Raw genomic sequence first — 26,313 nt, forward strand, 5'->3', positions numbered from 1 at the left:
CGGTATTCACAGGGGATTAAACATGCATACTGATGTTAAAGTGTTATTTGAAAATTTATGGCAAAACTATTTATCTGTTACACCTTCGGCTAAAAAGGTACACGCCTTATTAGGTACTTCACAGCAAGATGATGTAATTAATGATCACATTGCGCTGCGGACATTTAACTTGCCTAAAGTCTCTTTAGAGAAGTTAGCCGCACACTTTCTGGCCTTGGGTTACAAAGAATGTGGTGAATACCACTTCGAAGCGAAAAAGCTTTATGCCAAGCATTTTGAACATGCCGATACAACCTTACCGAAAGTCTTTATTTCAGAGTTATTGTTGGATAAATGTTCAGCTGAATTAAAATCGACCATTGAAGCTTTGGTGGCGCAGATCCCTGAGAGTGCAGTTACTGCCGATAACTTCTTATATTCAGGCACGCACTGGCAAGTTGATCGTGCAACCTATGAGCGGCTGTTAGCTGAAAGCGAATATGCTGCTTGGGTTGCGGCTTGGGGTTACCGTGCTAACCACTTTACAGTCAGTGTCAATCATTTACAGAATTTTGCATCGCTAGAGCAAGTGAACGACACGTTGAAAACCGCCGGTTTCTTATTGAATACTTCAGGTGGTGAAATAAAAGGCACGCCAGAGGTATTTTTAGAGCAATCTTCTACCTTGGCGGATATTGTGCCTGTGGCCTTTTCTGATGGCGAAGCGAAAATTCCAAGTTGCTTCTACGAGTTTGCTCGTCGCTATACCTTACCAAATGGTGAGTTGTACACAGGGTTTGTCGCGGCGTCTGCCGATAAAATCTTCGAAAGTACCAACGCGCGTTAATGATTTAGGTTTTCCCAACCTTTGCCCTGTGGTGTCAATCACAGGGCTTTTTTGTATCTAGTGCCTATAACGGCCGCATGTTAGACTGTACTGCAAGTAAGTACTAAGCGATAACCCTATGACTGAATACGAAAAAATGCTCTCAGGACAGTGGTATAATCCTTTGGATGCTGAGCTTCGGCAATTGCGGCTGCAAAGTCGCGAGCGTTGTAATAAATACAATGCAACGGGCGCCAGTCATGTGAAACAGCGGCGTTTATTACTTGCTGAGTTGTTGGGGCAGGTTGGGCAAAATCTGTTTATCGAACCGCCGTTCTTTTGTGATTATGGTAAACACATTAGGGTGGGTGATAACGTATTTTTTAATTTTAATTGTGTATTGCTTGATGTTGCGCCAATCCGAATTGGCAATAATGTGTTTTTTGGCCCCGCAGTGCAACTTTACACGGTCAATCATCCGCTGCAGGCAGAGGCGCGCCGCAGCGGTATAGAGCAGGCGGCTGCGATTACTATTGGTAATGATGTGTGGCTGGGTGGTGGTGTGATTGTTTGCCCAGGTGTAACGATTGGCGATAGAGTGGTGGTTGCCGCTGGTGCTGTGGTGAATCATGATCTTGCAGCAGATGGACTTTATGCGGGTAACCCAGCTAGATGGCTTAAATCGCTAAATACAGAAAATGCTTAAATAAATTTCTGCTGGGGTAATGCAAACTTGTTTACTCTGGCTATACTAAAAATGTGAATACCAACAATAGGGTTATATATGAAAAAACTTTTAATAATTGCAGGCTTAGTCATGAGTTCCTCTGCCATGGCTCAAGAAAATATCGCTGTGGCGTTATGTTCTTTTGTGGCGGAAGATAACCGTAATCAGGTGCGTAAGGTGTTATCGGATAATAAATTAAATATGCGAAACATTTACTCGAATATCCGTTGTAACAATGAAAGTTTATTGCAATTTGCTATCCGCAACGATGCACTGGATACCGGTACCTTTATTGTCAAGCAAATGCCCGCTAAAGCGTTAGCTGATGCGAACTATGAAGGCTGGGCTGCTGAAAACGGTTTTGGCGATAATCCATTAGTTAATATTATTAAAACGCGTCTAGGCGAATAATACCTTAAAGCTTCCCATTTAAATGATCCGCGTCGAGCTTGGTTAATACCAGGCTCGCTTTTCACTCCAATTTACACTGAGCGTGTTTTTTGCGTTGCTGTTAGTTGCTCCTGCTCCAGCTGATATTGTGTCATTACTTGTTACAATTCTGCATACCGCTATGTGCTTTTTCTTAGATCTATTTGTTGCTATTTTACGTTTACCTCTTTAGGTTAACCTTTTGACAAGCTTCGAGATGAAAGGAGTCGCAATGCGTCACCCAGTGTTATTACCGTTGTTTTTGCTTGGGAGCAGCTTGTTACTAAGCGCTAAATTGGCCGCCTTTGAGATGGATAAAGTCCAGGTGCCTTTGTCTCATCCAGCGAATGGCAGTTTAATGGTGTTAGCAGAGCAGCAGCAATTAGTGGTGTCTGGTTTTAGTCAGTTCGATCGTTGGTTAACAACGGTAAATTTAACGGATTTTACGTCGCGTGCTTTGCCTATTCCGACAACCAGCCAATTTTTTGATCAAGCTACCTTGGCTAACTTTACCGCGCCGCAATTGATTTTACTTGGCACGGATGGGATCTATCATTACGCTAATCTGCAAGCCGGGGAGGATGCCAGTCTGCGGCTGTTAGTGGCAACCCCATCCCTGTTTCGAGTGGTCGATGGTGTGCGCTTACGCCAGCGCAATTTAGGGGTTAATCTTGGTAGTGGTTTAACCGATTTTTTAATTCCTGATTTTGAGCATGTACATCTTTATCGGCAGCAGGCTGATGGTCAATTTCAGCATTATCCCTTGCCGGTACCGGCACGCATTCAAACATGGAATAATAACCGCGCCGATTACTCAGGTCGACGGCATTATGTATTAGATGTCAATCAGGATGGCTTAGTGGACTTGGTTTTTTTACAGCAAGGCGGCTTTGCAGTATTTTTACAAGCTGAAGATGGCAGTTTTAGCACCACCCCGGTTTATCCTGACTGGCCTGTAGCGTTATCTACTGAGCAAGAGGCTGATCAACGTTCTGACGCAGGACGTAACTACAGTGGTCAACAAATTCGCAGTGTTGAGGCGATCACCGATTTGGATGGCGATGGCTTGGTGGATATTGTTGTGAATGTCGAACTTATTGCCGATGCCTTGGAGCGCAGTAGTCGCTTTGATATTTACTTTGGTCAACAAGCCGCAACTGGCTTGACGTTTTCAAGTACACCTGAGACGCAAATTGTGTTGGATTCGGTACCGACTGAAGTGGTTATTGCGGATTTTAACGGTGATGGTCGGCAAGATTTTTATATTCCTACCACAAAAATCGGTGTATCGACAATAGTGCGTGTGCTATTACGTGGCAGTGCTAACTTAGATGTCGATTTTTATTTGCTGTCAGCGCAGCGGCGCTATGCGGCTAAACCAGATTTTCGACAGCAAGCAAAGATTGACGTCAGTATTAGTAATTTACGCTTTGATATGCCGTTATTTGAGCTGATTGACTTGCAGGGAACAGGTAAAAAGTCACTGGTATTAGGCGAGTCTGGCAAAGAATTACGCTTTTATGGTCCGGAGAGTACGAAGTTATTTAACCGAACCAGTGAGCGTGTCACTTTATCCTTGCCGCGTGATGCCAGCCGGGTAAAAGTGTTTGATCTAAATACAGATGGTAAAGAAGATTTGGTGTTGCCCTTTGATAGTTTAGATACTGAAGGGCAACGCAATCAACTGATCTTGTTGTATAGCCGTTAAGTGGGCGTTATTCAATCAGGCTTAAAATATCTGAGACTAAATCGTCCATCGCTAATAAGCCAACCAGCTGGTTATCACTGGTAACCAGCAGGCGTTTCAGCCGGTGTTGACTCATCATAGCTGCTGCATGTTTAACCGCTAATTTCGGGCTGACGGTAATCGCAGGTTTTACACAAACATCATAAACATTGATTAGATCGATATCACCTTCTTCGGCGATGATGGTTTTTAAAATATTGGTATAGGTAATTAACCCGTACGCATCATGCTCGTTTTGTCGATCGACAACCAGTGATTTAATATTATGCTTCTTCATTAAGCTTAATGCTTCGCGTAAGGTGCTAAAAGGCGAGATGGTGATAACCGCGGTTACCATTAAATCCTGCACAAGTTTTAAAGACATGCTGAGCTCCTAATCTTGTTCACGTAGATGTTGTTCAAACTTCATAACTTGTCCCATATCTAATCCGGTGAGATGATCGATTGGAACGGTAAAGGCGATACCACGCGACTTGCCTTCTTGTACTAGAATATGTTGCATCTTTTTTAAAATAGGCATCGACAAATGTTTAGCAACAACCATTAATAACACTGACTGACTGCCTTCAAAGGTCATACCGAAAAAAGTTTTTTTCACTTCACCACCGATCCCACGGCCCGATAAAATGGTGATGCCTGTGGCACCGGCAGCTTTGGCATCATCAATAGCTTGTTGTTCCAGTTCTTCTGGTGCTATCACTACAATGGCAGAAAATTTCACGCTTCAGCACTCCTGAATTTGCTTAAGTGTTCTACAGCTATGGCGTAAAGCATAACTGTGATAATAGGAAAAATAGAGGCAAAGGCTATCAATCCAAAGCCGTCAATTAACACATTACGTCCTTCGATGGCCGAGGCTAAGCCAATGCCTAGGGCGGTGACTAAGGGGACTGTGACTTCCGAGGTGGTAACCCCACCCAGATCAAAGGCGAGGGCAATAATATATTTTGGCGCAAAGGCGGTTAGTAAGACGACTATGGCATAACCCGCCATAATATAGTAATGGATAGAGTCACCAGTAATAATTCGATAGACGCCAACGGTAATCCCAATAGCCACACCCAGCGCGACAATAAGTCGTATAACTGAGCCTTTTAATTTACCTTTAGCGGCTTCTTCTGCTTGATTACCAATGGCAATCAATGCAGGCTCTGCCATGGTGGTGGCAAAACCAATCATAAAGGCAAATAATAAAATCAGGCTATTCATGCCTTGGGCAATCAGTTGTTCCGCCATTAAGGCGCCAACTGGGAATAGCCCCATTTTTAAACCCAATACAAAAGCATAAAGTCCAAAAAGCACCATTACAAAGCCAAGCGTGACCTTAAATGGGTTAGCTAATGGCCGCCGTAAAATAAGGTATTGAAATACTAATACCACCAAAATCATCGGTAGGATATCTTTGACCATTGTCGCGAGATCCAGCAGGGCTTTTACAAACCAGTGTAAGGAATCGTTCGAGACCTCGTTGGCAACGATTACGGCCGCAGTACTAAATTGATATACCCAAATGCCGTAGAGCTGCACACTGATCATGGGAACCATCACGGCCAAGGCGACTAAGCCAAAACCGTCGGTAAGTGGGTTACGCCCTTTAATCGAGCTAGCTAGTCCCAAGCCTAAGGCGGCAATTAAGGGAACGGTAACAATATTAGTCGTTACACCACCTGAATCGTAAGCTAAACCCACGATTTCAGGAGGTGCAAAAAAGGTAACAATCAACACTATAATATAGCCGCTGATCATCAGCCATTGAATTGGCCAACCTAAGATAATCCTGACCACGCCAAGTGCCATGACAAAGCCGACAGATGTTGCCACTATTAAACGCAGCGTTAACCCATCCACTCGCCCTTCACTGATGTTTTGCGCTTGCTCTGCCACGGCAATCAGCGCCGGTTCGGCTATCACTGCGGCAAAACCGATGGCAAAGCCAAAGAACATCAGTAGTGGCAAGGAGCCGCGACGGGCAAATTGGTTAGCTAAGTTTTTACCAACGGGAAAGATACTTAATTCTAAGCCCAATAAAAATAAGGCAATACCAATAGCAACAATAAACAATCCAAGCGCGATATTCAGCGGATCGGCAGGAACAGTTTGAAAAATGATGAGCTGAAAGAACAACACAACCAGCACAATAGGCAGCAGGTTTTTTAGGGCATGTAATAGCTGGTGAAAAAATGGCTGCAGCACCGAGTGTCCTTTTAAATTCAACATCTACGAAAAGTGTAAATCCAGTTTAAAGCAAAATTGGATATTTTTAATAATTAATTAAGCGCTTTATTTGATTTAGGTCAGGCATTTTCAGCTAATACGGCGGCAATAAAGGCTATCTGCATTGCAGCAATCGCTATACATCTTTGCCCTAAAGGGGCAAGGCATTGCGCGTAGATCTGGTAAACTAGAGCTTGCACTAGGATGAACGCCTAGCGCAAGCCAATAGGCTATTTTTGAGCTTCAAAGTAAAACGGCAAACGCTTACGCTCCCGTAAGCCAATTTCATGCATACTGGCAGCATCAAATAAACGGCCGTTGACCATGGTGTAAATCACCTGATCTGATACTTGAATATTTTCCAATGGATTGCCGTCAATGACGATCAGATCCGCCAGTTTACCTGCTTCGATGCTACCCAGTTGATGATCCATACCAAAGGTTATGGCTGGGTTAAGGGTTGCGGTACGCAGTGCTTCTAACGGTGTCATACCGCCTTGGGCAAACATCCAGATCTCCCAATGCGCGCCTAAACCTTCGCGTTGGCCATGGGCACCAATATTGGCAATGACACCATATTCTTTTAACGCATTTGCCGTGCGGACCACATTAAAGTGATTGTAATGATGTTCTGGGGCTTTTGGACGACGCATACTTCTTGGCGCTAGCTGATCCATAGGTACATATTGGCTTAACCGCGGGTGTTTCCACACGTCGGTTTTGTCATACCAATAGTTTTCTCCCCAGATCCCACCAAAGGCCACGTTTAAGGTCGGGGTGTAGGCGGTAGCACTGGCTTGCCACAATTGTTTAATGTCGTCGTAAACTGTTGCTACAGGTAAAGCATGCTCGATGGTGGTGTGACCATCGACAATCATGGTTAAGTTGTGCTGCAGTAACGAGCCACCTTCTGGCACCACTAGCATGTTCAGTTCGCGCGCAGCTTGAATCACTTGCTGGCGCTGATTGCGCCTTGGTTGATTATAGCTTTTGACACTAAAAGCCCCGACTTTTTGTAAACGTGTTAAGTGAAACTTGGCATCTTCTAAGCTATCGATATGTGAAGTATAGCCAGCCGCCTCTGCACCATAAAGAATGGCGCCAGTAGAAAAAATACGTGGACCGACAATTTGTCCACTACGTTGCAGCTCACTGGCACTAAAAATTTCCCGAGTATCATTAGAAGGATCGTGAATGCTGGTCACGCCAAAGGTCAACCCTGCATAATTTTGCCAATTTTGTTGCGGTGTAATTTGTTGTACACCTTGGCTACCATGGGCGTGTGCATCAAATAAGCCTGGCATCAGTGTTTTACCGCTGATGTCAAACACCTTGGCATTTGCTGGCACAGTAACAGAGGCGCGATCGCCAACGGCTTTGATTTTATTATCTTCAATTAGTACCACTGCATCTTGCAGTACTTCATCACCTTTCATAGTAATAACCTGACCGCCTACAAAGGCGACAAGGCCTTTGGGAGAATCAACGGCAGTATTAAAACCTAGCGAAACGGTTTCCACCTTAGTCTCGGTTTTAGCGTTTGCTGGCGTAGTAAATAGCGTTTTTGTGTCGGCTTGATAAAGTTCGGGGCCAAGGCTCCAATACAATTTTGTACTTTCTGCATTCCAGCTGATGTATTCACCAGCCCGAACCGAGAGTTGTTTTATTGGCATTTGTTTATCATTCGCACCAATATCGATAGGGCGACCGCGCTCAATAAAGGGGGTAACAAAGATTTTAAAACGATCAGCAAAAGCCAGATATTGGCCATCAGGCGACAGTTTAAATTCGGTACCAAACTTAGCAGTATAAAGTACTTGCTGTGTATGTTTGGTCAAATCAATACTAATGAGCCTTGGTGAACTGCCAAAGTCCATGGCGTACACTTTGTCATTGCTCGCGCCGAACATCGGGGCACGACCGTTACGAGCAATTAATTCTGGTACGCCTTGCCGAGTGCTAATTTTATATAATCCAGTTCGCATTGACCATTGTTTAGGTAATAAGCTACCCGCGCCAATTTTACGGTAAACCACGGTTTTACCATCTGGGCTAAAGGTTGGTTCAATATATTTGCCAGGTTCTGGGGTGAGTTTGGTGATACGGTTATTGCGTAAATTGAGGATATTGACCGCGCCTTGCGTTTGGTCGTTCCAACTTACATAGACCAATTCACGGCCATCACGGGAAAACTGTGGGTAAAACTCAAAATCAGTGGTCTGGCGGGTAAGCCGTCGCGGTTTGGGATCCTGTAAATCCGTAATATACAGATGACCTAATGCGGTAAAAACAGCTTGCTTGCCATCAGGTGACACCTGCACAAAGCGCAGCATTTTAACGGAGAATGCATCCTGATCTAAATCCTGCTTGACGCGCAGTGCCGTCTGAACTTGTTTCTGGGTCGAGACCCTAAAAGGGATGGTTGCAATTGCTTTGTCAGCAATCGTTAAACGTTTAATTTCGCCACCTGCCCAAAATACCAGACTTTTGTTATCTGGCGTCCAGCTAAGGGTAGGGTAGACACCATGGATGGCCCAAGTCTCTTGCATATCGCGATCTAAACCAGCATACAGCGGAATATGCTCGCCGCTGGTAAGGTCGTACAAAAATAAGGTGCTTTGAAAATCTACACGACGAATATAAGCTAAATATCTACCATCTGGTGAAGGGGTTGGTCTAATAGCACCACCGGCACCTGCTAACAGCACTTCGATATCCCCGGTTGCGCGCTCAAAACGTTTAATGGTGTAAATGCCTGCTTCCGAGTCTTTACTGTAATGGAAGGTTTTGCCAGGCGTGTCGTCTTGTGAGAAATAAATATATTTGCCATCTGGTGAGAATGCGGGTTCACCTAAGTCTTTTTGATCATTGGGCCGTTCAGTAAGCATCAAGCCTGAGCCACCGCTGACGTGATATTGCCAGACTTCACCGGCTCCTAAAGAGCGACTTGCGGTAAAATGTTTGCGTGCAACCAGATACTGACCATCTGGGCTCCATGCTGGGCTATTGAGCAGTCGAAAGGTTTCTTTGGTAACCGCTCTGGGGTTTTTACCATCGGCATCCATGATCCAGATGTTATCGCCGCCGTCTCTGTCTGAGGTAAACGCAATCGACTTGCCATCAGGGCTAAACACCGGCTGCATATTCCAAGCGATATCATTGGTCAGGGCGGTGGCAGTCCCACCGCTGATCGGCATGCTATAAATATCGCCGAGCAGGTCAAAAATCACGGTTTTACCGTCTGGGCTAACATTAACGTTCATCCAAGTGCCTTGCTGCACCTGAATATCTACAGTAGTAAATTCGCCCAAGGGAGCATTCACTTGCCAACTGGAAGGCTGTTCGGCTGCAAAGAGCACGCAGCTGCTCAGTGCCAGAAAAAGTAAGCTTGGTTTTAAAAAGCGCATGGTATGACCTTATTATGCTGTTTTTCAAATAAGTTTGCGTGCCTGTTTGTTTCGGCGGCTGAGTATGCATTGCCGAAGCGTTAGGCGCGAAGCCATGCATATTACTCTATGCCAGACTGGCATAAATAGCGGCTAAAGTTAAGTCTTAAAGCGTAAGATGCGTTGAAACCGCAGCAAGGAAAGGTAAGACTACATAAAAAAATAGCATCCTCAGGATGCTATTTTTGCGGGAATAAGAGGTTTTTTAAACTTAACCACCTGCACGAGCAAGTAACGACTCGATAACCGGTGAGTCGGCAAAGCCATTACTTTTCGCCCAATCCACATCGCCAGAAGCAGCAACTACGCTGCTTGGCAATTGCTTGATAATAAAGTCAGCGGTATCGTTAGCGCCGCTCTTGATGGCAAAACGAATTAACGGTAACCCATCACAAAGGACGCCGCTGTAAATATTACTTAAGCGTAAGCGGTTATCAGATAAGGTTTTACGGAGGTTATTTCTACTGTCTGCTGCAACATAAGAGCAAATAGATTGCGCTAGTTGATCGTTTGCGGCAACAGGAGTGCTAATAAAAGCAGTCGATGCAAGAACAGCGGCAAGGGTGATTACTTTGAATTTCATTGTCGGCTCCAAGTTAACTTCTACGATCAAAAATAAGTATAGGTAAGATTATTTTAGAAAGGCAAATTTAACGCAGCAACCGATTACAAACTTAAACTCTATTTTTAAGCTTGGTAGTCCAGCCATCATAGGGATAACCCGTTAGATCCGAAACTTTGCGTGTACACTCTTTCAAGTGACTTGCCCTTCAATGCGCGCATTTTATGTAATGAATAATTTATATGCAAGATAAACAGGAAGGAATATACGTCAATTGGCTATATCAATGCGACAAAGATGTCTTAGATGTTAATGTTGTTTAACTTTTAATCTATAACCAAGTCGGTAGTTTATTCGAGCCTACTATTTAATTCCTGCAAGATCGAGTAAACCGGCAAAGTGCGTTAATGCCAACATGCCTTGAATATCTGTTGCTTGCAGCGGAATATTAAATTGCGTCAAATTTTTAAAATCATGGGCAATTTGCGCTAAGTGTATTTTCTCTTGCTGTCGGCGTTGTGCTAAGAAGCTGCCATCAGCTGTATCGGGTAAGATGCGGTTGACCACTAAGCCAGCAAGCGGTAACTTTTCGGCTAATAAGGTTGTTACGGCCCGCCCAGTCTCTAGGATGGGGAGCTTTTCTGGCGTGAGCACAAACAATAATGCCGTTTTTTCATGATCAAGCAGTAATTCACGCGTGCGGGTTAATAAGCGTTGGCGCTTGAGCAAGGTTTCAGTGAGTGCTTTGTTTCGTTCATCCATGCCATCTGTGGCGTGTTCAGCAGGATCGCCAAGGGGGTTCGTAATATCTCTACCTGCTTTGGGCGTTAAATGCCCCAACACTTCACCAAGCTTAGCAGAGCGTTTGTTGGCATTCAGTAAACCTTGGGTCCATGCTGCCATAGCTTCGGGTAGGCTTAATAAACGCAGGGTATGACCGGTTGGTGCGGTATCAAAGATCACTAAGTCGTATTCTGCTAGGCCAAGTTCAATGGTTTGGGCAATACGCTCAAGTAGTGCGGCTTCTTGTGCACCTGGGGATTGCCGAGTTAAGCGCATTTGACGCTCTATTTCGCTAAACATTTCTGGCCGAGTGTAGCGCTTTAACTGAGCTGTCACTCTGGCTAGATGCTGTTCAACTTCCTGATCGGGGTCTAATTCCAGTACATCCAAATTGGGGGCTAAACGAGTGATTTTGTCGCCAATGGTGGTTTGGCCAAAGGCATCCGCTAAGCTATGCGCCGGATCTGTAGATACTAGTAAGACCTTCTTATTGCGCTTTGTAGCTAATACGGCTAAAGCAGCTGATACGGTGGTTTTGCCCACTCCACCTTTGCCTCCAATTAGCACAACACGTTTATCCGTTAACAGCATTTAATATTATCCAAAGGCGAGTGCGCCATGCCCATCCGCTGGTGCCAATCGTGAAAACGCTCCAATAACAGCGGTTGTAGCTCTAGCGTATAGTAGCTGGCTGGATTGGGTACGCCCATCATTTCTGAAAAGATGAGTAGCATAAAGAGATCATCTTGCTCACGTTGCGCCCTCGCTATAGCAGAGCGATAAGGCGCATTGTAAACTTCTTCAACGTAAAAATTGGCCTGGCGAAACCAGGCCTTAATCGCGTCTATTTTCATGCTTTGTTAGCAGCAGTCTTATTAGCTTTGATTTGTTTGGTTAACGCTGAGCCAGATTCTAAGATAACCAGTACAGCGGCAATCAAAATAATGATATCTAGTGTAAACAAGAACCAATCACCTTTATCATAAAAGCTTTTTAACTGAATTAACAAACCAAGCGTCGTCATGGTTAACAAAAACAGTAATGGCGCTAGGGTATACCACATAGGGCGGCCAAGTTTGACTAGCATAACGGTAATCACCAATAAGGTTAAACCGGCCAATAACTGATTGGTGGTACCAAATAAAGGCCAAATCAGCATACCGCCGTCGCCACCACTGCCAGCACCAAAAGCTAGCATTAAACATGAGCCTACTGCTAAAAGCGTAGCGGGTGCGGCTTTTTGCATCCACCCGATATTATAAATACTGCCCCACTCTTGGAAAATATAGCGTTGCAACCGTAAGCCAGTATCCATGGTAGTACCTGCAAATAGCACCACCATGACGGTGAGTAAGGTTTGTGATAATACGGCATTTAAACCAATGCCATCTTGTAAAATGTTCGCACCACCACGGATAAAGGCGCCGACACTACCTTGCCCAAAGCTATGATAAATCGCTTGCCAATCCGCCAGTGTGGCAAAACCTGCAGTGGCAGCGATAATCGCCGCAAGGGCTAAAGAGCCTTCACCAATGGCACCGAAATAGCCAACAAAGCGCACATCGGGTTCTTTATCCAGTTGTTTAGATGTAGTGCCGCTAGATACTAAACCATGGAAACCGGAAATGGCGCCACAAGCAATAGTGACAAACAGCAGCGGAATTAGCGAAGGCGTACCTTCAGGAACATCTGTATTAAACGCCGGTGCCACCACATCAGGCATAGCGAATAACACGGCGCCATACAATAAACCCAAGCCGATAAAGAGCTGAATACCGTTAATATAGTCTCGAGGTTGTAACAATGCCCATACGGGTAATAACGAGGCGATAGCGGCATAGACAAATAATAAAACGATCCAGGTTTGGCGATCGCTTAAGCCGATAGCGGTTTCCGCGGGCAGAGCCAGTGGCAGCATGGGACCGACATAAATCATGGCATATAGCGCCACTACGCCAATCACCGTGACCAATAACAAACCTATCATTTTACGGTAAATCAGTTGGCCAATGATCAAGGCTACTACAATGGCACCCCAAACGGGGATGGTGGCACTTGGGAAGTTTATGAGCTGACCCGCAATGACAACGGCAAACACTGCGTTTACCATTAACAAAACCAAGAATATAACAATCATAAAAATACTACGGGCACGGTTACCAACAATATCACCGGTTAGTGCACCGATAGATTTTGCTTTATTGCGGCTACTGGCCCAAATGGCGCCAGCATCATGCACACCAGCAAAGAAAATAGTACCAAATACCACCCAAAGAAACGCCGGTACCCAACCCCAAATTACCGCGATAGCAGGGCCAATAATGGGTGCTGCCCCTGCTACAGACGTAAAATGGTGACCCCAGAGGATATATTTGTTGGTGGGGACATAATCGACGCCATCCTGCATCTCATGAGCGGGCGTGCGAAAATGCGGATCGACTTTAAAAATTTTTTCACAGATAAACTTAGAATAAACGAAGTAACCCAGTGCCATAGCACCAAGGCCCATTAACATTAGAAAAACAGCATTCATGCTAGTGCTTCCTCAGGTATAAATAGCCTAACATCTTACAGTATAGCGTTATTACCCTATATGCGACTAAAGTCGAATGCTGTTTTGGTTCCTCAAGTAATGGTTGTTAACGTTTTTGTAGCCATTTGCCATCCAGCAAAATATAGTGGCCACGTTGCGTGCGCGCTATTGCTTTTTGTCCTGCCATGGCTTCGACATCGGTGACGGCGATGTTATTTTCTTTGGCTAAACGCGCGTATTCAGCACGACGAGCTTCGTTAATCAATCTGGCAATATTTTCGGCTTGCGGGGTGTTTTGTACAATACCGAGATAGCCATTTGGCTGTTCACCCACCATGCCTTCAGTTTTTGCGCTGGGTAGTGCGGTCATTGCTTGCTGTAAAGTCATGGCAAATGCCGGTAAGCTGATGGCAAATACGACACTTAACCAGAGACTTTTTAAAGCTGTGCTTTTAATAACATTGCGTAATCTAGTCATGGTTTATTCCTTAAAATAGGCCACTGGCGTCGCTAAATAATTCATCTAATTGTTTATCCACCCGGATAAAAATTTCGTGTTGGATTTTTACATTTAAGTTGATATTGATTGGCTCATTCGCTAGAGCAACTTCCACTTTTGGCGCACAAGCGCTAAGCGAAAAGGCTAGGCTAAGCGCGACTAGCGCGGTTTTTTTCATGGTTTTTCTCCCGCAGCGGCTTTCGCTGCTTGTTGGCGTTGGATATGTTGTTGGACTCGTTTAGTCAGGGTATCGTTCAGTTTGTTTGTCAGTTGTAAGCTGGCGAGCATGGCAGGTAAATCCTCTTCTAGATTCACATTTAAGTGAATCGCACGGCCCTGTTGCACCGCGGGGTTGGCCCCTTGTAACTGTATAGCGAGCAGCAATTTTCCTTCCGCGCTGTAACTGATATCTGCACTAAGTACACTAAAATGAAAATCGGCTAAAGCGTCAAACACCAGTTGCATATTCGGATTTGTCTGGCCTGTTGCAGCCGAGGCTGGCCGATAGTTTAGCTGACCACCGGGCTGCTCAGCCGCTAAGTTGCCTTGTACAATATTGAATTGATTATTTTTTATAACTAGCGGGATCTGGCCGCTGATTTTACCTTTGGCACTCAGATCCGTAGTGGGATGCTGGCGCAACAACTCGGTTAAATCGACCTGATTAACCTGCAGCAACACCTTGTGCTCCGCTTCGCTTAAATCGAGTAGTTGCGGCGCGACAACCAGTTCGCCTTGCATAAAACGCAGGCGCATCTCTTCTAGCTGCAGTTTGCCTTTGCTAAGTTGCTGCCAAGGTGCAGTATAGTTGGCGCTCAGTTGTAGCGGACCCAGTTGCAGGCCATGATTCAGTTCGTTTAGTTGCAGTGTTGGCACGACAAACTTGAGCTCGGCATTTTGCAAACTCACATTGATCTGGCTGCTTAAGCCAGCAAACAAGGTACGGTCAAACAGGCCAGCCAGTTCGCGCACCTGCAGCATTGCGTTGGCGGTAAGTTGCTCTGACTGATAGCTTAGTTGGCCAGCGGCAGAGAAACGGCCGCGATTAACCGCGAGTAGTTCTGGCCATAATTGCAAGGTATCTTGTAGCGGATTCCCAGCCAGTAAAAAAATATCGGCCAGTTGCCAGTTAAGGATAAACTGATCCAAGGCTTGCCATTGTATCTGGTGCGGAATGACAATACCGCGCGTATTACTAAGCTCGCCGGTTAATGCCAACTGCGGTAGAGGTCCTGTTAGCTCTGCTTGCCACTGCCAATCTTGCGTGTAAAGCGTGGGCTGTTGCAGTGCCTTGATGGCAAGCTTTGGATTGCTATGAAGCGTAATTGGCTGGTTGGCTGTTTGAGCAAAGTGGGTATCATTCAGTTGCAGTTGGACGTTAGCCTCTGTTGCAGCTTGCTGCAAAAATGCACTGATCTGTGTGCGATCAGCCAATGTTAATTGCCATTGGTTTGCTTGCCAAAAGCCGCTGAATTGGCTTTGCAAGCTAACCTGCTTGAGTGTTAATCCGGTACTGCGACTTTTAAGTTGCTCAACATCTAGCTGCATGTCGGCGTGCTGTAATGTTAAGCTTAGGTCGGGCTGTAGCTTAAGTTGCCCTTCGCCATGTAATTCGAGCACTAAAGGTGCCGCTGAATTTATCTGAACGTTAAAGAGTAACGCCTGTAATTGATCCCAGCTTTTTTGCACCTTTTGTGCATCGGTTGTGAGCTCAGCGCTAGGCTGCTGCGAGATTGGCTGTTGCACGCTTTGCATTCGGATTTTAAGCGGTGCTAGAGGCGCTGCAAAAAGCTGAGCATAGGGTTCGCTAAGCTCAGGCAGGCTGCTCACATAATCTGAAAGCGCCAGATCCGCAGCGAATTGCCACTGGGTGACGACTGCGTTTTGTAGAGTCAATTCTGAGCTGATGTCACCTTGTAACCAACCTAGACCGGGAATGATAAAGGGATCTTGCGCGCGCGCCAGTAACTGCAATTTGGCATCGCTGATATTCAGCGGCATTAAACCCTTTGTTTGCGCAGCAGTGGGGACGGTCCAGTCCGCTACAGCATACAGTTGCAACGGTTGTTGAAATTGCGCTAACCAGGCCGCTGGTAATGTTAATTGAAAATCGGCTAATAAGGCTAAGAGTGCTGCAGAAGGCGGCGATACAGCCAAAACAAAGCTGGTATTCGCCTGCTGTTGTACAACTTGATGTTTTAAACTTAACGCGAGTTGTTGTTCTAGCTGCAAGGTGGCTTGTAAAGCCTGCACGCCAGAGGATTGTTCAACGTCAACATCTACAGCAAGCTGAAGTGGGTGTTGTGTACTGCTTAATACCGCTTTTGCTCGCCATTGTTCTGCGCTGCTGGCCGTTAATTCTGCCTCGGCGTGGAATTGACAGCTTAACTCAGCACAGGGTAGCGTCAAGTTAACTTCAGCAAATCTAAGCTTTGGAGCAAGCCAACTAGGTAATTGCCAACTGACGGGGATACTTAGCGCTGTATTAGGCGTGTCGGTGACGGATCGGGTGTTATTGAGCCTTAGATCAGCCTTTTGCAGCACAATTTGCTCTGGCTGTAACCGCAACAGGCCTTGCCAAGTCCAGTTAACTGCAAGGGATGTTAGATAGACGTCAAGCTGAAAGTCAGGTTGCGTAAGGGTAAATTGGAGTTTATCCAGTGTCAGTTGTTGCCAAGAAAGCGAGTGTAGTTGTACTGACCAGTGACTTATGCCAGCACGTTTTAGCTGTGACTGCCCATAAAACCAAGCCGCCATCAAGATCAGGCTGAAACTGAGCAAAATGAGCAGTAGCGCTTTAATTAACCGACGCATCATAGTTCCCTTGCTGATACTCACTATTGTCCACCTGCTGTGTGCTTGCCACTATAACAGGTAATTGGCGTTTGCACCGTTAGTTTGCGTTTGTACCGTTAGTTTGCAGTTGGGGTTAAGTGTGGTTTACCTTAGCTGAATTGAGTCTGAATTATTACCCAGATTAACTTGGATGAAGAGGGAGGCCGCAACCAACGCCGATACTCCGTCAGCGTTGGTTTTAGGTCTTACTAACAACTCATTAATTTTAGTTTCGTTGTTCGGCAGAAGCATCACGAATAGCACGGAATTCATTGCCTTGGTACCAATTTGGCCAAACACGGCTATTAGCCAATTCATTACCTACACGGAAGTATAGGAACAAATCTTGTTGTGCTCCGCGCAGATCCCAGTTGTCGTTCCATTGGTCTCCAACTTTGTGATAACAGCAACTGTTATATTCTGCACGCTGTGCTGCACCCCATTCGGCACCGAGTTGGTAATGATCGTTACCGCCCTTAGCATAAAGAATAGGTACGCCTTTTTTCGATAAACTAAAGTGATCAGAGCGATAGGCAATACCGGCTTCAGGATTCGGTTCCTTTATGACATAGCGGCCTTGCTGCTCGGTGTGCTTGACTAACACTTCTTCCAGATCGGTATTACCTAAGCCAACCACCACCATATCTTTCATTGGACCATAGACGTTCATCACGTCCATATTGATGGCGGCAACGGTTTTCTCTAATGGGAAAACCGGATTTTCGGCATACCAAGCAGAGCCTAATAAGCCACGTTCTTCAGCAGTAACTAAGATAAAAACTACTGAACGCTCAGGTTGTGGTTGTTGCTTAAAGTACTCAGCGAGGGCAATAACGGCACCGGTACCGCTGGCGTTATCTTGGGCGCCATTGAAGACCTTGTTCGTTGGGTTAGAAAAATCCATGCCTAAGTGGTCCCAGTGCGCCATGTAGACGATGTATTCATCTGGATACTTGCTGCCTTCGATGTAGCCCACCACATTGCTTGAATTCAGCTCGCGTAAGTTATTGTTAATACTGACAGAGGCCTTAACATTTAAAGGTACTGGCTTGAAATCGCCTGCTAAAGCCTGAGCACGTAAGGTTTCAATGTCTGTACCGATATTGGCAAAGAGTTTTTCTGCCGTTTCTGCAGTAACCCAGCCTTCTACTTTAGCGCGGTCCATATTTTTGTTTTCTTTAATCAGGTCAAATTTAACCGGAGAGCCATGAGCAACCACCCCCCAGCCATAACTGGCAGGGGCAGTTTCATGGATAATTAACGCCATAGCGGCACCTTGACGGGCAGCTTCTTCAAATTTGTAAGTCCAACGACCGTAATAGGTCATGGCGTTACCATTAAAGAGTTCTGGATTTTGGGTGGCATAGCCAGGGTCATTAACAAACATCACCACCGTCTTACCTTTTACATCTAATCCAGCGTAGTCATTCCAGTTATATTCTGGTGCCACAATGCCGTAGCCAACGAATACCATTTCGCTTTCGTTTACTTCAACGGCATCAACCACTTGAGTTGTCCATGCAATCATATCGTCACGATAGGTTAATGACTTAGGCAGTTGCTCTGTGCCGCCAGTTAAGGTCATAGCTGACACTTGCTTGGGATCGATTTGTACTAGCGCCACGGGTTGTTTATAGCTATCACCGTCAATACCTTTTAGGCCGATACGCCGAAAGTTATCTTCAAGATAGGCAACCGTTAGTTCTTCACCCTTCGTTGCTGGCGCGCGGCCTTGAAATTTATCATCTGACAAGGTTTTAATATATTCGGCTAACCTGGGATTAAACTCGGTATCGACTAAAGTGGCAGGGGCTGCGGTATCTGCTTGTTCCGTCGAAGGCTGATGCTCCGCGGGTTTACCGCAAGCAGTTAGCGTAACTGCTGTGGCAAGACTTAGCCAAAGCGAAGCTTGCATAAAATGTTTTTTCATCGATGTTCCTTGGTTTTTTTATTTTTGGTAAAACTAAACGGGTAGCTAAGCTTTGTTTGACTGCGCTACCAAAGTCAAAGCAGGAGGCAAACGCTTTAATCGCTATAGCCCCATGGTACAGGCGGTAAACTAATAGGCTTAGTTAAATCAAAATCAACGCGAAATTCGCGGCCTTCACGCACCATTCTGTAGCTAAATGTGTCTGGATAAATAAACATTTGCCAAGTATTGCCAATAGATTGTGGTATACCACGTGCAGCGAATAATTCTTTTGAATATTGATCAGCTGGGAACGATTGTACATTAGGCCAACCAGCATCTACGGTATGCCCACCATACATAGTTTGTGCATCATGCGAGCCATCTTTATTGCGGTGATCATGTTTTAACGATAAACCTGAGCCGGTTTTAGTAATTATCCAAGTACGCGAATGATCATCTGCCACATGAAAAGGGATTTGTAATTCAGTTTCTGTACAGCGACGCACATGCATTATAAGATCGCCTTCAAAACCACCCGATACCGGATTATCTATAGCTAGTTTGCCGGAAAAGGCTTTACCGCATAAGGCTTTTAGCTGTGCAAAAAAAGAATCATGTGTAGGAATGGAAACCAAAGGGGCGGGTTGAACGATTTGCGCATTTACCGCAAAAGCGCTAAGTAAAGCGGTAACAAGTACAGTTTTTCGCATTTTTTACTCCTATTTTCGAACAAACTATACCGATAAAGCGTACTAGGTTCAAATAATGAGGCGGAGTTAGTTATGCAAAATGAAATTGATGGTAAGTTTTTACTCAGTTTATATAGCAAAATTGAAAAGTACGGGAAAGAAGTCAGTACCTTAAACGGTTTGGGCTATGAACTTGAGGGCTTAACGGTCAGTCAAGGATTCGATGGCTACGAAGTGTATTTTTCCGATGGGGTGGTGCAACTTACCTTGGGTTTTCATAATAAATGGCATGCTGATGCTAAAGAGGAACAACAAATGGATGCGTTTTTAGAGCGGTTGAAGTTTATTCAAAAGCAATATTCTTAAAACTTCGCTTGACGCGTTTAAAATAAAAGCGCATCTTTACGTTTAGATGGCTAAAAGGCCATTTGCAATTTAACTCAGAACGCGTTAAAGTGCACGCCGTCAATCGTATTCGATAGACCAGAAGAGGCGCGCTAGCCAGGTATTCTATGTCAGAGCACTATTACTCGTAGCATAGAAGAGGGGGTTTAGCGCCGAGGGTAAGCAACTAATAGTGGTTGTGCACCCGGTTGCTAGGGCTGAATCCCTAGGACTGTCACCTTTAAACCGGTGGAGAGCTTCTGGCCTTTGTTACTTACAGCAACGGTCTGTTTCTATTCTCGTTTTGCGTGTTAGCAAATGCCATGCTCTGCTTATCTAATCTGTTAAGGAGAGACTCCGTGTCCAAACTTATTATTGCAAAATTTGGTGGTACTAGCGTGGCAGACTTTGATGCCATGTCACGCTGTGCCGATATTATACTCGCCGACGAAAATATCCGTGTAGTCGTGGTGAGCGCCAGTTCAGGTGTCACTAACCTGTTGGTTGATATTACGCAAACTACCGACGTAACTCAGCGCTACGATGCCTTCTCGGGTATTGAAGCTATTACACTTAAAGTGCTAAACCGTTTACAGCAGCCCCACGCGGTAGCTGAGCCTATTCAGTTGTTATTAGGTGAATTAAGAGCCTTGATTGAGAACGGTGGGGCAGTGTATAGCAGTGCGCATAAAGATTTAATCCAGTCTTTTGGCGAGCGTTTAAGTTCAGTACTGTTTGCGCAGGTCTTGGTAGAACGTGAAGCGCAGGCCTTATGTTTTGATATCCGTCGCGTGATGCGTACCGATGGCCGCTTTGGCAAGGCCGAACCTCAGATCCAGCAGATTGCGCAATTGAGTGAAGTTCATCTTGCGCCGTTGTTATCCGATTATCGTATTGTTACACAAGGCTTTATTGGTGCTGATGATTCTGAGCAAACGACTACCTTAGGTCGTGGCGGTTCAGACTACAGTGCAGCATTACTGGCGGAAGCGTTAAAAGCCGCTACGGTCCAAATTTGGACCGATGTCGTCGGTATTTTTACAACCGATCCGCGTTTAACCAGTGATGCACGCTGCATTCGTGAAATTAGCTTTGATGAAGCCGCTGAAATGGCCACCTTTGGTGCCAAAGTGCTGCACCCAGCTACCTTATTACCGGCAATGCGGCAAAATATTGCGGTGTTTGTTGGTTCTAGCCGTGAGCCTGAAGCAGGTGGAACTTGGATTGCTAAGCAAGTTGAAGAGCGGCCACCATATCGTGCAATTGCACTGCGTAAATCTCAGACCTTGATTACTGTGAAAAGCCCAGCAATGCTGCATGCGGCTGGGTTTTTAACACGGGTATTTGATACTTTAAGTCGGCATCAAATTTCAGTAGATTTGGTCACCACGTCAGAAATCAGTGTGGCGTTAACCTTGGATCAAGGCGGTATGACTAGTGCTTTTAGCACCAATATTGAACCCGCATTAGATGAGCTGAAAACCTTTTGCGAAGTTTCAGTTGAGCAGGGCTTAAGCTTAGTGGCAGTAATTGGCAACCATTTACATAGTAGTAAAGGTATTGCCGGTGAGTTGTTTCACGCCTTAGAGCGCATTAATATGCGGCTGATTTGCCATGGCGCGTCTAAACATAACTTATGTTTCTTAGTGCAAGATGTTGATGGTCCCTCGGTAGTGAAGCAGTTGCACCAGAGTTTATTTAAGGCTTAAACCATCACAGCCTTGAATACAGCGGAAACAAGAAAAAGCCCGTTATTGGAATAACGGGCTTTTTGCAATAACGTTGAGATTTCTAGACTATTAACTACAGTTTTTAGCTTGCTGAGCTAGTTGGCGAGGTTTGTGAAGCAACCTCTAAGACATTTTCCTGATTGCCGATAACCCTTGCTACCATTAAATCGCCGGTAACATTGGTTGCAGTGCGCATCATATCGACAATGCGATCTACGGCCGCAATAAAGGCAATACCCTCAATCGGTAAACCAACAACACTTAAGGTCACAGTTAACATCACCATGGCAGTGCCAGGAACCCCCGCCGTGCCAACCGAGGCAATCGTTGCTGTAATGGCAATTAACAAATAATCAAGCGTATCTAACGGAATACCATAAATATGTGCGATAAAAATGGCCGCTATCGCCGGAAAAATACCACCACAGCCATCCATATTGATGGTTGCGCCCAGCGGCAGCACAAAGCTAGCATAGCTTTTCGAGACGTTAAGATCTTCTGTTGCCACTTTAAAGGTGACCGGTAAAGTGCCATAGCTACTGGCGCTGCTGTAAGCCACTAATTGCGCAGGTAATACAGCTTTAAAAAAGCCTTTATAGCTAAAGTTACCAAAGAGTTTTACTAAGCCGCCGTACACAACCAAAATGTGAATCAGGCAGGCTAGGTAAATAGCGCCAATAAATTTAGCTAAGGGCAACAGTGTCGCCAAACCAAAACTGCCCACCACCCAGGCCATTAAGCCAAAGACACCGATAGGCGTGAGTTCCAAAACCATCCGAGTAATTTGATACATAATATCGGCGCCGGATTGCACTACCTTTTTCATGGGATCGGCTTTTTCACCGATCGCATTCATGGCAATACCGACCAAAGCCGCAAATAAAATAATTTGTAATACCTTACCCTCGGCAAGGGCCGCGATCGGGTTAGTTGGAATCAGCCCTGTTAACACATCTGCTACTGGCGGAATAGTGCGTTCACGTACTTCGGTTGCCACTAATTGTAAGCTTTCGCCCCAATTCATTAAGCTGCCCACGGTTAAGCCAATCAGGCTGGCGATAAAGGCCGTTATTAAAAATAAGGCGACCGTTTTAAAAGCTAGCCGTTGCATTTTATGATTATCGGCCAAGGAGGTAATACTGGTGATCAAGGAAAAAAAGACTAACGGCACAACCAACATGCGAATGGCATTAATAAATAAGGTGCCTAAAGGTTTTAAGGCTGTTGCTTGCTCGCCAAGCACCACACCCGCGGTGACCCCCAGCAGCAAAGCACCTAATACGCGCTGCCAAAAAGGAATTGCAAACCAAAACTTTAACATAAATCAGCCTTTTACCTAAGTGTCACAAAGTGTGACAGTATAAAACGAAAAACGGCCATCACAAGGCCGTTTTGTTCTATGTTATGCACTTTGCTTTGGTTTAACGTAATTTTAAGTTAAATCGCTGCGAAAAGCATAAAAGCAATTAAGCTTCATAACTGAGTGGATCCACGGTATTATTTAAGGCAAAGGCTTCTAACCGTTCTTGGCAGGAGCCGCATTTACCGCAGGCTTTTTCACGGCCGTTGTAGCAGGTCCAGGTTTTGCTGTAATCCAGGCCCATGGCTAAGCCGTCGCGTAAGATTTCAATTTTGGTTTGCGCCAAATACGGGCTGACAATATCAACTGGCTCGTAATTGGCGATTTGACAAACATCATTCATTTTTTGCACGAATTCTGGCCGACAATCTGGATAGATAAAATGATCACCAGAATGGGCACCATAGTAGACTGAACGCGCGCCCAATGAATCGGCATAGCCTACGGCTAAGGATAATAAAATCATATTGCGGTTTGGCACCACAGTCGACTTCATATTATCTGCGGCATAATGGCCCTCTGGTACCTCGATATCACTGGTCAGTGATGAGCCACCAATTAACTGATTGATGGCTGAAATATCAACAATTTTATGGTTTATCCCTAATTCTCGACAGACCTGCTCTGCACACAGCAGCTCTTTCACATGGCGCTGCCCATAGTTAAAAGATAGGGCATAGACTTCGTGGCCCGCCCGTATGGCATTATGGAGTACGGTAAACGAGTCCATACCACCGGAATAAATAACCACAACTTTTTGCGTCATAAGCCACACTCTCTTGTATAATGCCTAAAAATTTGGCCGCGTATTATAGGGTAAAAGCCCTGTTAACGCACTAGTCAGGCTAAAATAGCCGTTATGTGGCTAAATTGCATGGTAAAAAGGAACAGTAAAGCGGGTGTATAAGGTTAACGAAGTTTTTCAAACGATTCAGGGCGAGGGCAGCTTTACCGGCATGCCTTCCATTTTTGTGCGGTTACAAGGCTGCCCGGTAGGGTGTGCCTGGTGTGATACCAAACACACTTGGCTAATCGATCCGCAGTTGCAGGTCAGTATGCCAGAGGTTTTAGCAAAAAAAGCGGATACCGATTATTGGGCTGAGATTACACCTGCTGCCTTGTTACAGGTATTTTCCGAGCGAGCGTATCAAGCTAAGCATGTGGTGATTACCGGTGGTGAGCCTTGTATGTACGATTTAGTGCCATTATGCGAGGCTTTGCACCAACAAGGCTACAGTACCCAAATTGAAACCAGTGGAACCTTTGAAGTGCGAGTGCCGGCAGCAAGTTGGGTTACGGTTTCACCGAAAATTAATATGGCCGGTGGCTATGCTGTACTTAGTAGTGCGATGCAACGCGCCAACGAAATTAAACATCCGGTGGCGATGCAAAAACATGTAGATGAATTGCTGACATTACTGGAGCAAACTGCTACCACCAATAAGCTAGTGTATTTGCAACCAATAAGTCAGCAAAAGCGTGCGACTGAGTTGGCGATAGCTACGTGCATTGAGCGTAATTGGCGGCTAAGTGTGCAGGTTCATAAATACTTAGGGATTGAGTAGCATTATTAGCAGTGGTTAAGCATTATGGTCTAACCATTGGCTTAATTGCTGTAAACAGACTTCAGGATCGGTAGCTGCCATCGAGATTTTTAAGTTGGGCTGCATGGGTAATAACTCCAGCCAACGTCCGGCTAACCAAGCTGCATCGGAAAGCTCGGGATCGGGATATAGCTCCGCGAGTTGCGGATACTCCTGCAGTAATCGCGCAAAGGAGATGGCTAGCGGTTTGAGTTCGTTAGCAACCGGCGAGACAGTCCAATCTGCGAGTGGCGTGACCTCAGCAACGTGTAATTTATCGGTTTCTTGCCAGCGCTCGATAATTTGATAACGCGCTACACCACGTAGCGTGATCCCAAGTAAACCATCAGGTAGTGCTTCAAAATCTTCAATTTGTACTTTACAAACTAAAGGCAAGATACGATCTGGATGCTCTTGACTGACAAAAGGGTTAAGAGTTGCCATAGCGAAACTACGCTTATCGCTCATTGCTTCTTTCACCAAGCGGATGTAGCGCGGTTCAAAAACGCGCAGCTTAAGTTTGCCTCGGGGTAATAAAAAACTACTGAGTGGGAAGAGCGCTAATTGTTCGTTCATAATTGCCGCGTATCAGATAATGCACTTATTAACTAATACGCGGTAAGCTTGCATGCAGATTAAACTGTTTTTAAAAACATCCTTTTGTTAAAAATACAATCTTCAGCATGTGGAGTATCGGTTTAGCTTTTTCGTACCGGATCATCCTTGAGTTTAGGAATTTTTAATCCCAGTTCTTTGCCGCGATTTCGAGCATAGTAGGTGCAACCATAAAACATTAAGCAGGCTAACACTAATTCCAAAACCGATAGCCAGAAGTACAGACCCTCTGCAACCCATAGGTTGGTTAAGCTGTGTAAAAAGTAGATCATCACTACAAAATTAGCCCAAGCGATGGTGTAGGCATGTCCCTTAATAATTCCCCACATAGGTAGCCACAAAGGAAGCCAGAGTAAGATTAGGGTACTTAGCGTGCTGGTTTGTAATTGTTGATCTGCCCCATACGTAGCAGGGGCCAACCAAATATGCCAAATGGGAATAAGTAACCATAGCCCCCAAAAGCCAAGTCGCCCTATGAGTAAGAAACGGGCGGTTTCTGCCGACATCGGCGCGGTATTTGTTGTTGTCATTAGGTTGAAAATCCTTGCGTTTTTAATGCCATACTTAATTGTGCTAAGCGTTTGCCAAAAGCCAGTGCGAGTCGTTGTTCTTCTACCGATAGTTGAGACTCTCCCGTCATCCCACTGACATGGCTAGGGCCATAAGGCGTGCCACCGCTTTGTGTTTTATGCAATTCCGGCTCGCTGTAGGGGATGCCCATTATCATCATGCCATGATGCAATAAGGGTAACATCATACTCAGCAAGTTGGCTTCGTTACCGCCATGTAAGCTTCCTGAGGAGGTAAACACGCCTGCAGCTTTGTTAATTAACTCGCCCTTTAACCAGCAACTGGTGGTGTTATCCCAAAAGGCTTTTGCTTCTGCTGCCATATTGCCAAAGCGCACCGGACTGCCAAAGGCCAGTCCATCACAATCACGCAGTTCAGCTAACTCGGCAATAGGGTGTCGAGGACTCGTACGCTGATTGAAATCGGCGATACAGCGGATTTTGGCTTCTGCCCCAGCTTGTTGCACACCACTGGCAATTTTTTCTGCTAGAGCGGCGACAGAGCCATGTCGCGAATAATACAAGATCAGGATAGTACAGGTCATTAGAGTATCGCTATTATGTTATCAAGTGGTCGGCCAATAGCCGCTTTGTCATCTTTTATAACAATAGGGCGCTCTAGTAAACGAGGATGACCAGCAATGGCGGCGATCAACTGCGATTCCGTCAAGTTCGGATTATTCAGCTGTAGGTCTTGGTATTCAGTTTCTTTATTTCTAATAACATCTCTGGCGGTTAACCTCAGTTTTAGCAGTAAGTCTCGGATTGCTGTCTCGTCTAACGGCGTTTTCAAGTATTCAATCACCTGAAAGGGTTTGCCGTGTTGCTCCAGTAATGCCAAAGCATCACGGCTTTTCGAGCAGCGGGGGTTATGATAAAGCGTAATCATCA

The 26,313-nt window shown here is 45.3% G+C and carries 26 protein-coding genes and 2 riboswitches; of the genes, 7 read left to right on the top strand and 19 right to left on the bottom strand.

Annotated features, from left to right (window positions below):
- Nucleotides 1–22: 22 nt before the first annotated feature.
- The 4 genes from ACO1PK_RS13805 (at nt 23) to ACO1PK_RS13820 (ending at nt 3,669) form a co-directional block, all read left to right on the top strand.
- Nucleotides 23–826: a DUF1338 domain-containing protein gene (locus tag ACO1PK_RS13805; RefSeq protein ID WP_423186188.1), complete on the top strand. Its 804-nt coding sequence runs from the start codon at nt 23–25 to the stop codon at nt 824–826.
- A 118-nt stretch (nt 827–944) separates the two neighbouring features.
- Nucleotides 945–1,511 carry a sugar O-acetyltransferase gene (locus ACO1PK_RS13810; RefSeq protein ID WP_423186189.1) on the top strand — a complete coding sequence of 189 codons (567 nt, stop codon included), beginning with the start codon at nt 945–947 and terminating at the stop codon, nt 1,509–1,511.
- 78 nt (nt 1,512–1,589) lie between these two features.
- Nucleotides 1,590–1,943, top strand: coding sequence for a DUF3718 domain-containing protein (locus ACO1PK_RS13815; RefSeq protein WP_423186190.1), 354 nt, complete (start codon nt 1,590–1,592; stop codon nt 1,941–1,943).
- A gap of 250 nt (nt 1,944–2,193) precedes the next feature.
- On the top strand, nt 2,194–3,669 hold the full coding sequence (locus ACO1PK_RS13820; protein WP_423186191.1) for an FG-GAP repeat domain-containing protein: 1,476 nt from the start codon (nt 2,194–2,196) through the stop codon (nt 3,667–3,669).
- A 7-nt stretch (nt 3,670–3,676) separates the two neighbouring features.
- Here ACO1PK_RS13820 and ACO1PK_RS13825 read toward each other — a convergent pair whose 3' ends face one another.
- From ACO1PK_RS13825 to ACO1PK_RS13885, 13 genes are all read right to left on the bottom strand, one after another.
- Nucleotides 3,677–4,072: a CBS domain-containing protein gene (locus ACO1PK_RS13825; RefSeq protein WP_423186192.1), complete on the bottom strand. Its 396-nt coding sequence runs from the start codon at nt 4,070–4,072 to the stop codon at nt 3,677–3,679.
- A gap of 9 nt (nt 4,073–4,081) precedes the next feature.
- Nucleotides 4,082–4,429: a P-II family nitrogen regulator gene (locus ACO1PK_RS13830; protein ID WP_423186193.1), complete on the bottom strand. Its 348-nt coding sequence runs from the start codon at nt 4,427–4,429 to the stop codon at nt 4,082–4,084.
- Nucleotides 4,426–5,901: a DUF1538 domain-containing protein gene (locus tag ACO1PK_RS13835; protein ID WP_423186194.1), complete on the bottom strand. Its 1,476-nt coding sequence runs from the start codon at nt 5,899–5,901 to the stop codon at nt 4,426–4,428. The genes ACO1PK_RS13830 and ACO1PK_RS13835 overlap by 4 nt, the downstream gene beginning before the upstream one ends.
- Before the next feature lie 251 nt (nt 5,902–6,152).
- Nucleotides 6,153–9,329 (bottom strand): amidohydrolase family protein, encoded by a 3,177-nt coding sequence (locus ACO1PK_RS13840; protein ID WP_423186195.1) that lies wholly within the window; start codon nt 9,327–9,329, stop codon nt 6,153–6,155.
- 250 nt (nt 9,330–9,579) lie between these two features.
- Nucleotides 9,580–9,951 carry a DUF3718 domain-containing protein gene (locus tag ACO1PK_RS13845; RefSeq protein ID WP_423186196.1) on the bottom strand — a complete coding sequence of 124 codons (372 nt, stop codon included), beginning with the start codon at nt 9,949–9,951 and terminating at the stop codon, nt 9,580–9,582.
- Nucleotides 9,952–10,060: 109 nt separating this feature from the next.
- A riboswitch (cyclic di-GMP riboswitch) is annotated at nt 10,061–10,146 on the bottom strand.
- 147 nt (nt 10,147–10,293) lie between these two features.
- Nucleotides 10,294–11,304, bottom strand: coding sequence for an ArsA family ATPase (locus ACO1PK_RS13850; protein WP_423186197.1), 1,011 nt, complete (start codon nt 11,302–11,304; stop codon nt 10,294–10,296).
- Nucleotides 11,295–11,567 (bottom strand): cory-CC-star protein, encoded by a 273-nt coding sequence (locus ACO1PK_RS13855; RefSeq protein ID WP_423186198.1) that lies wholly within the window; start codon nt 11,565–11,567, stop codon nt 11,295–11,297. Before ACO1PK_RS13855 ends, ACO1PK_RS13850 begins: the two co-directional genes overlap by 10 nt.
- Complete coding sequence (locus tag ACO1PK_RS13860; protein ID WP_423186199.1) at nt 11,564–13,246, bottom strand: carbon starvation protein A; 1,683 nt, start codon at nt 13,244–13,246, stop codon at nt 11,564–11,566. Before ACO1PK_RS13860 ends, ACO1PK_RS13855 begins: the two co-directional genes overlap by 4 nt.
- Before the next feature lie 106 nt (nt 13,247–13,352).
- Nucleotides 13,353–13,724: a YdbL family protein gene (locus tag ACO1PK_RS13865; protein ID WP_423186200.1), complete on the bottom strand. Its 372-nt coding sequence runs from the start codon at nt 13,722–13,724 to the stop codon at nt 13,353–13,355.
- A 10-nt stretch (nt 13,725–13,734) separates the two neighbouring features.
- Nucleotides 13,735–13,923: a YnbE family lipoprotein gene (locus ACO1PK_RS13870; protein ID WP_423186201.1), complete on the bottom strand. Its 189-nt coding sequence runs from the start codon at nt 13,921–13,923 to the stop codon at nt 13,735–13,737.
- Nucleotides 13,920–16,562, bottom strand: coding sequence for an intermembrane phospholipid transport protein YdbH family protein (locus ACO1PK_RS13875; protein WP_423186202.1), 2,643 nt, complete (start codon nt 16,560–16,562; stop codon nt 13,920–13,922). The genes ACO1PK_RS13870 and ACO1PK_RS13875 overlap by 4 nt, the downstream gene beginning before the upstream one ends.
- Nucleotides 16,563–16,806: 244 nt before the next feature.
- On the bottom strand, nt 16,807–18,510 hold the full coding sequence (locus ACO1PK_RS13880) for a M28 family metallopeptidase (RefSeq protein ID WP_423186203.1): 1,704 nt from the start codon (nt 18,508–18,510) through the stop codon (nt 16,807–16,809).
- A 95-nt stretch (nt 18,511–18,605) separates the two neighbouring features.
- Nucleotides 18,606–19,202 (bottom strand): hypothetical protein, encoded by a 597-nt coding sequence (locus tag ACO1PK_RS13885; protein ID WP_423186204.1) that lies wholly within the window; start codon nt 19,200–19,202, stop codon nt 18,606–18,608.
- A gap of 72 nt (nt 19,203–19,274) precedes the next feature.
- Between ACO1PK_RS13885 and ACO1PK_RS13890 the strand changes: the two genes are divergently transcribed.
- A complete protein-coding gene (locus tag ACO1PK_RS13890) occupies nt 19,275–19,547 on the top strand; it encodes a DUF3081 family protein (RefSeq protein ID WP_423186205.1) in 273 nt (90 codons plus the stop codon).
- 113 nt (nt 19,548–19,660) lie between these two features.
- Nucleotides 19,661–19,833: riboswitch (Lysine riboswitch) on the top strand.
- A 91-nt stretch (nt 19,834–19,924) separates the two neighbouring features.
- Nucleotides 19,925–21,274 (top strand): lysine-sensitive aspartokinase 3, encoded by a 1,350-nt coding sequence (gene lysC / locus ACO1PK_RS13895; protein WP_423186206.1) that lies wholly within the window; start codon nt 19,925–19,927, stop codon nt 21,272–21,274.
- Between the two features lie 103 nt (nt 21,275–21,377).
- On the opposite strand, the gene ACO1PK_RS13900 is transcribed toward lysC, so the two are convergent.
- Both ACO1PK_RS13900 and queC read right to left on the bottom strand, forming a co-directional pair.
- A complete protein-coding gene (locus ACO1PK_RS13900) occupies nt 21,378–22,616 on the bottom strand; it encodes a dicarboxylate/amino acid:cation symporter (RefSeq protein ID WP_423186207.1) in 1,239 nt (412 codons plus the stop codon).
- Nucleotides 22,617–22,761: 145 nt separating this feature from the next.
- Nucleotides 22,762–23,421 (bottom strand): 7-cyano-7-deazaguanine synthase QueC, encoded by a 660-nt coding sequence (queC, locus tag ACO1PK_RS13905; protein ID WP_423186208.1) that lies wholly within the window; start codon nt 23,419–23,421, stop codon nt 22,762–22,764.
- Between the two features lie 133 nt (nt 23,422–23,554).
- On the opposite strand from queC, the gene queE reads away from it, so the two are divergent.
- Nucleotides 23,555–24,220: a 7-carboxy-7-deazaguanine synthase QueE gene (queE, locus tag ACO1PK_RS13910; protein WP_423186209.1), complete on the top strand. Its 666-nt coding sequence runs from the start codon at nt 23,555–23,557 to the stop codon at nt 24,218–24,220.
- A gap of 15 nt (nt 24,221–24,235) precedes the next feature.
- Here queE and ACO1PK_RS13915 read toward each other — a convergent pair whose 3' ends face one another.
- From ACO1PK_RS13915 to arsC, 4 genes are all read right to left on the bottom strand, one after another.
- The gene (locus tag ACO1PK_RS13915) at nt 24,236–24,814 is read right to left on the bottom strand and encodes an LON peptidase substrate-binding domain-containing protein (RefSeq protein ID WP_423186210.1); all 579 of its coding nucleotides are present in this window, start codon (nt 24,812–24,814) and stop codon (nt 24,236–24,238) included.
- A 122-nt stretch (nt 24,815–24,936) separates the two neighbouring features.
- Nucleotides 24,937–25,383: a DUF2069 domain-containing protein gene (locus ACO1PK_RS13920; RefSeq protein ID WP_423186211.1), complete on the bottom strand. Its 447-nt coding sequence runs from the start codon at nt 25,381–25,383 to the stop codon at nt 24,937–24,939.
- The gene (gene wrbA, locus ACO1PK_RS13925; RefSeq protein WP_423186212.1) at nt 25,383–25,967 is read right to left on the bottom strand and encodes an NAD(P)H:quinone oxidoreductase; all 585 of its coding nucleotides are present in this window, start codon (nt 25,965–25,967) and stop codon (nt 25,383–25,385) included. Before wrbA ends, ACO1PK_RS13920 begins: the two co-directional genes overlap by 1 nt.
- Complete coding sequence (arsC, locus tag ACO1PK_RS13930) at nt 25,967–26,311, bottom strand: arsenate reductase (glutaredoxin) (RefSeq protein ID WP_423186213.1); 345 nt, start codon at nt 26,309–26,311, stop codon at nt 25,967–25,969. The genes wrbA and arsC overlap by 1 nt, the downstream gene beginning before the upstream one ends.
- Nucleotides 26,312–26,313 lie beyond the last annotated feature (2 nt).

Source organism: Alishewanella sp. d11 (assembly GCF_049390205.1).
Classification (GTDB): domain Bacteria; phylum Pseudomonadota; class Gammaproteobacteria; order Enterobacterales; family Alteromonadaceae; genus Alishewanella.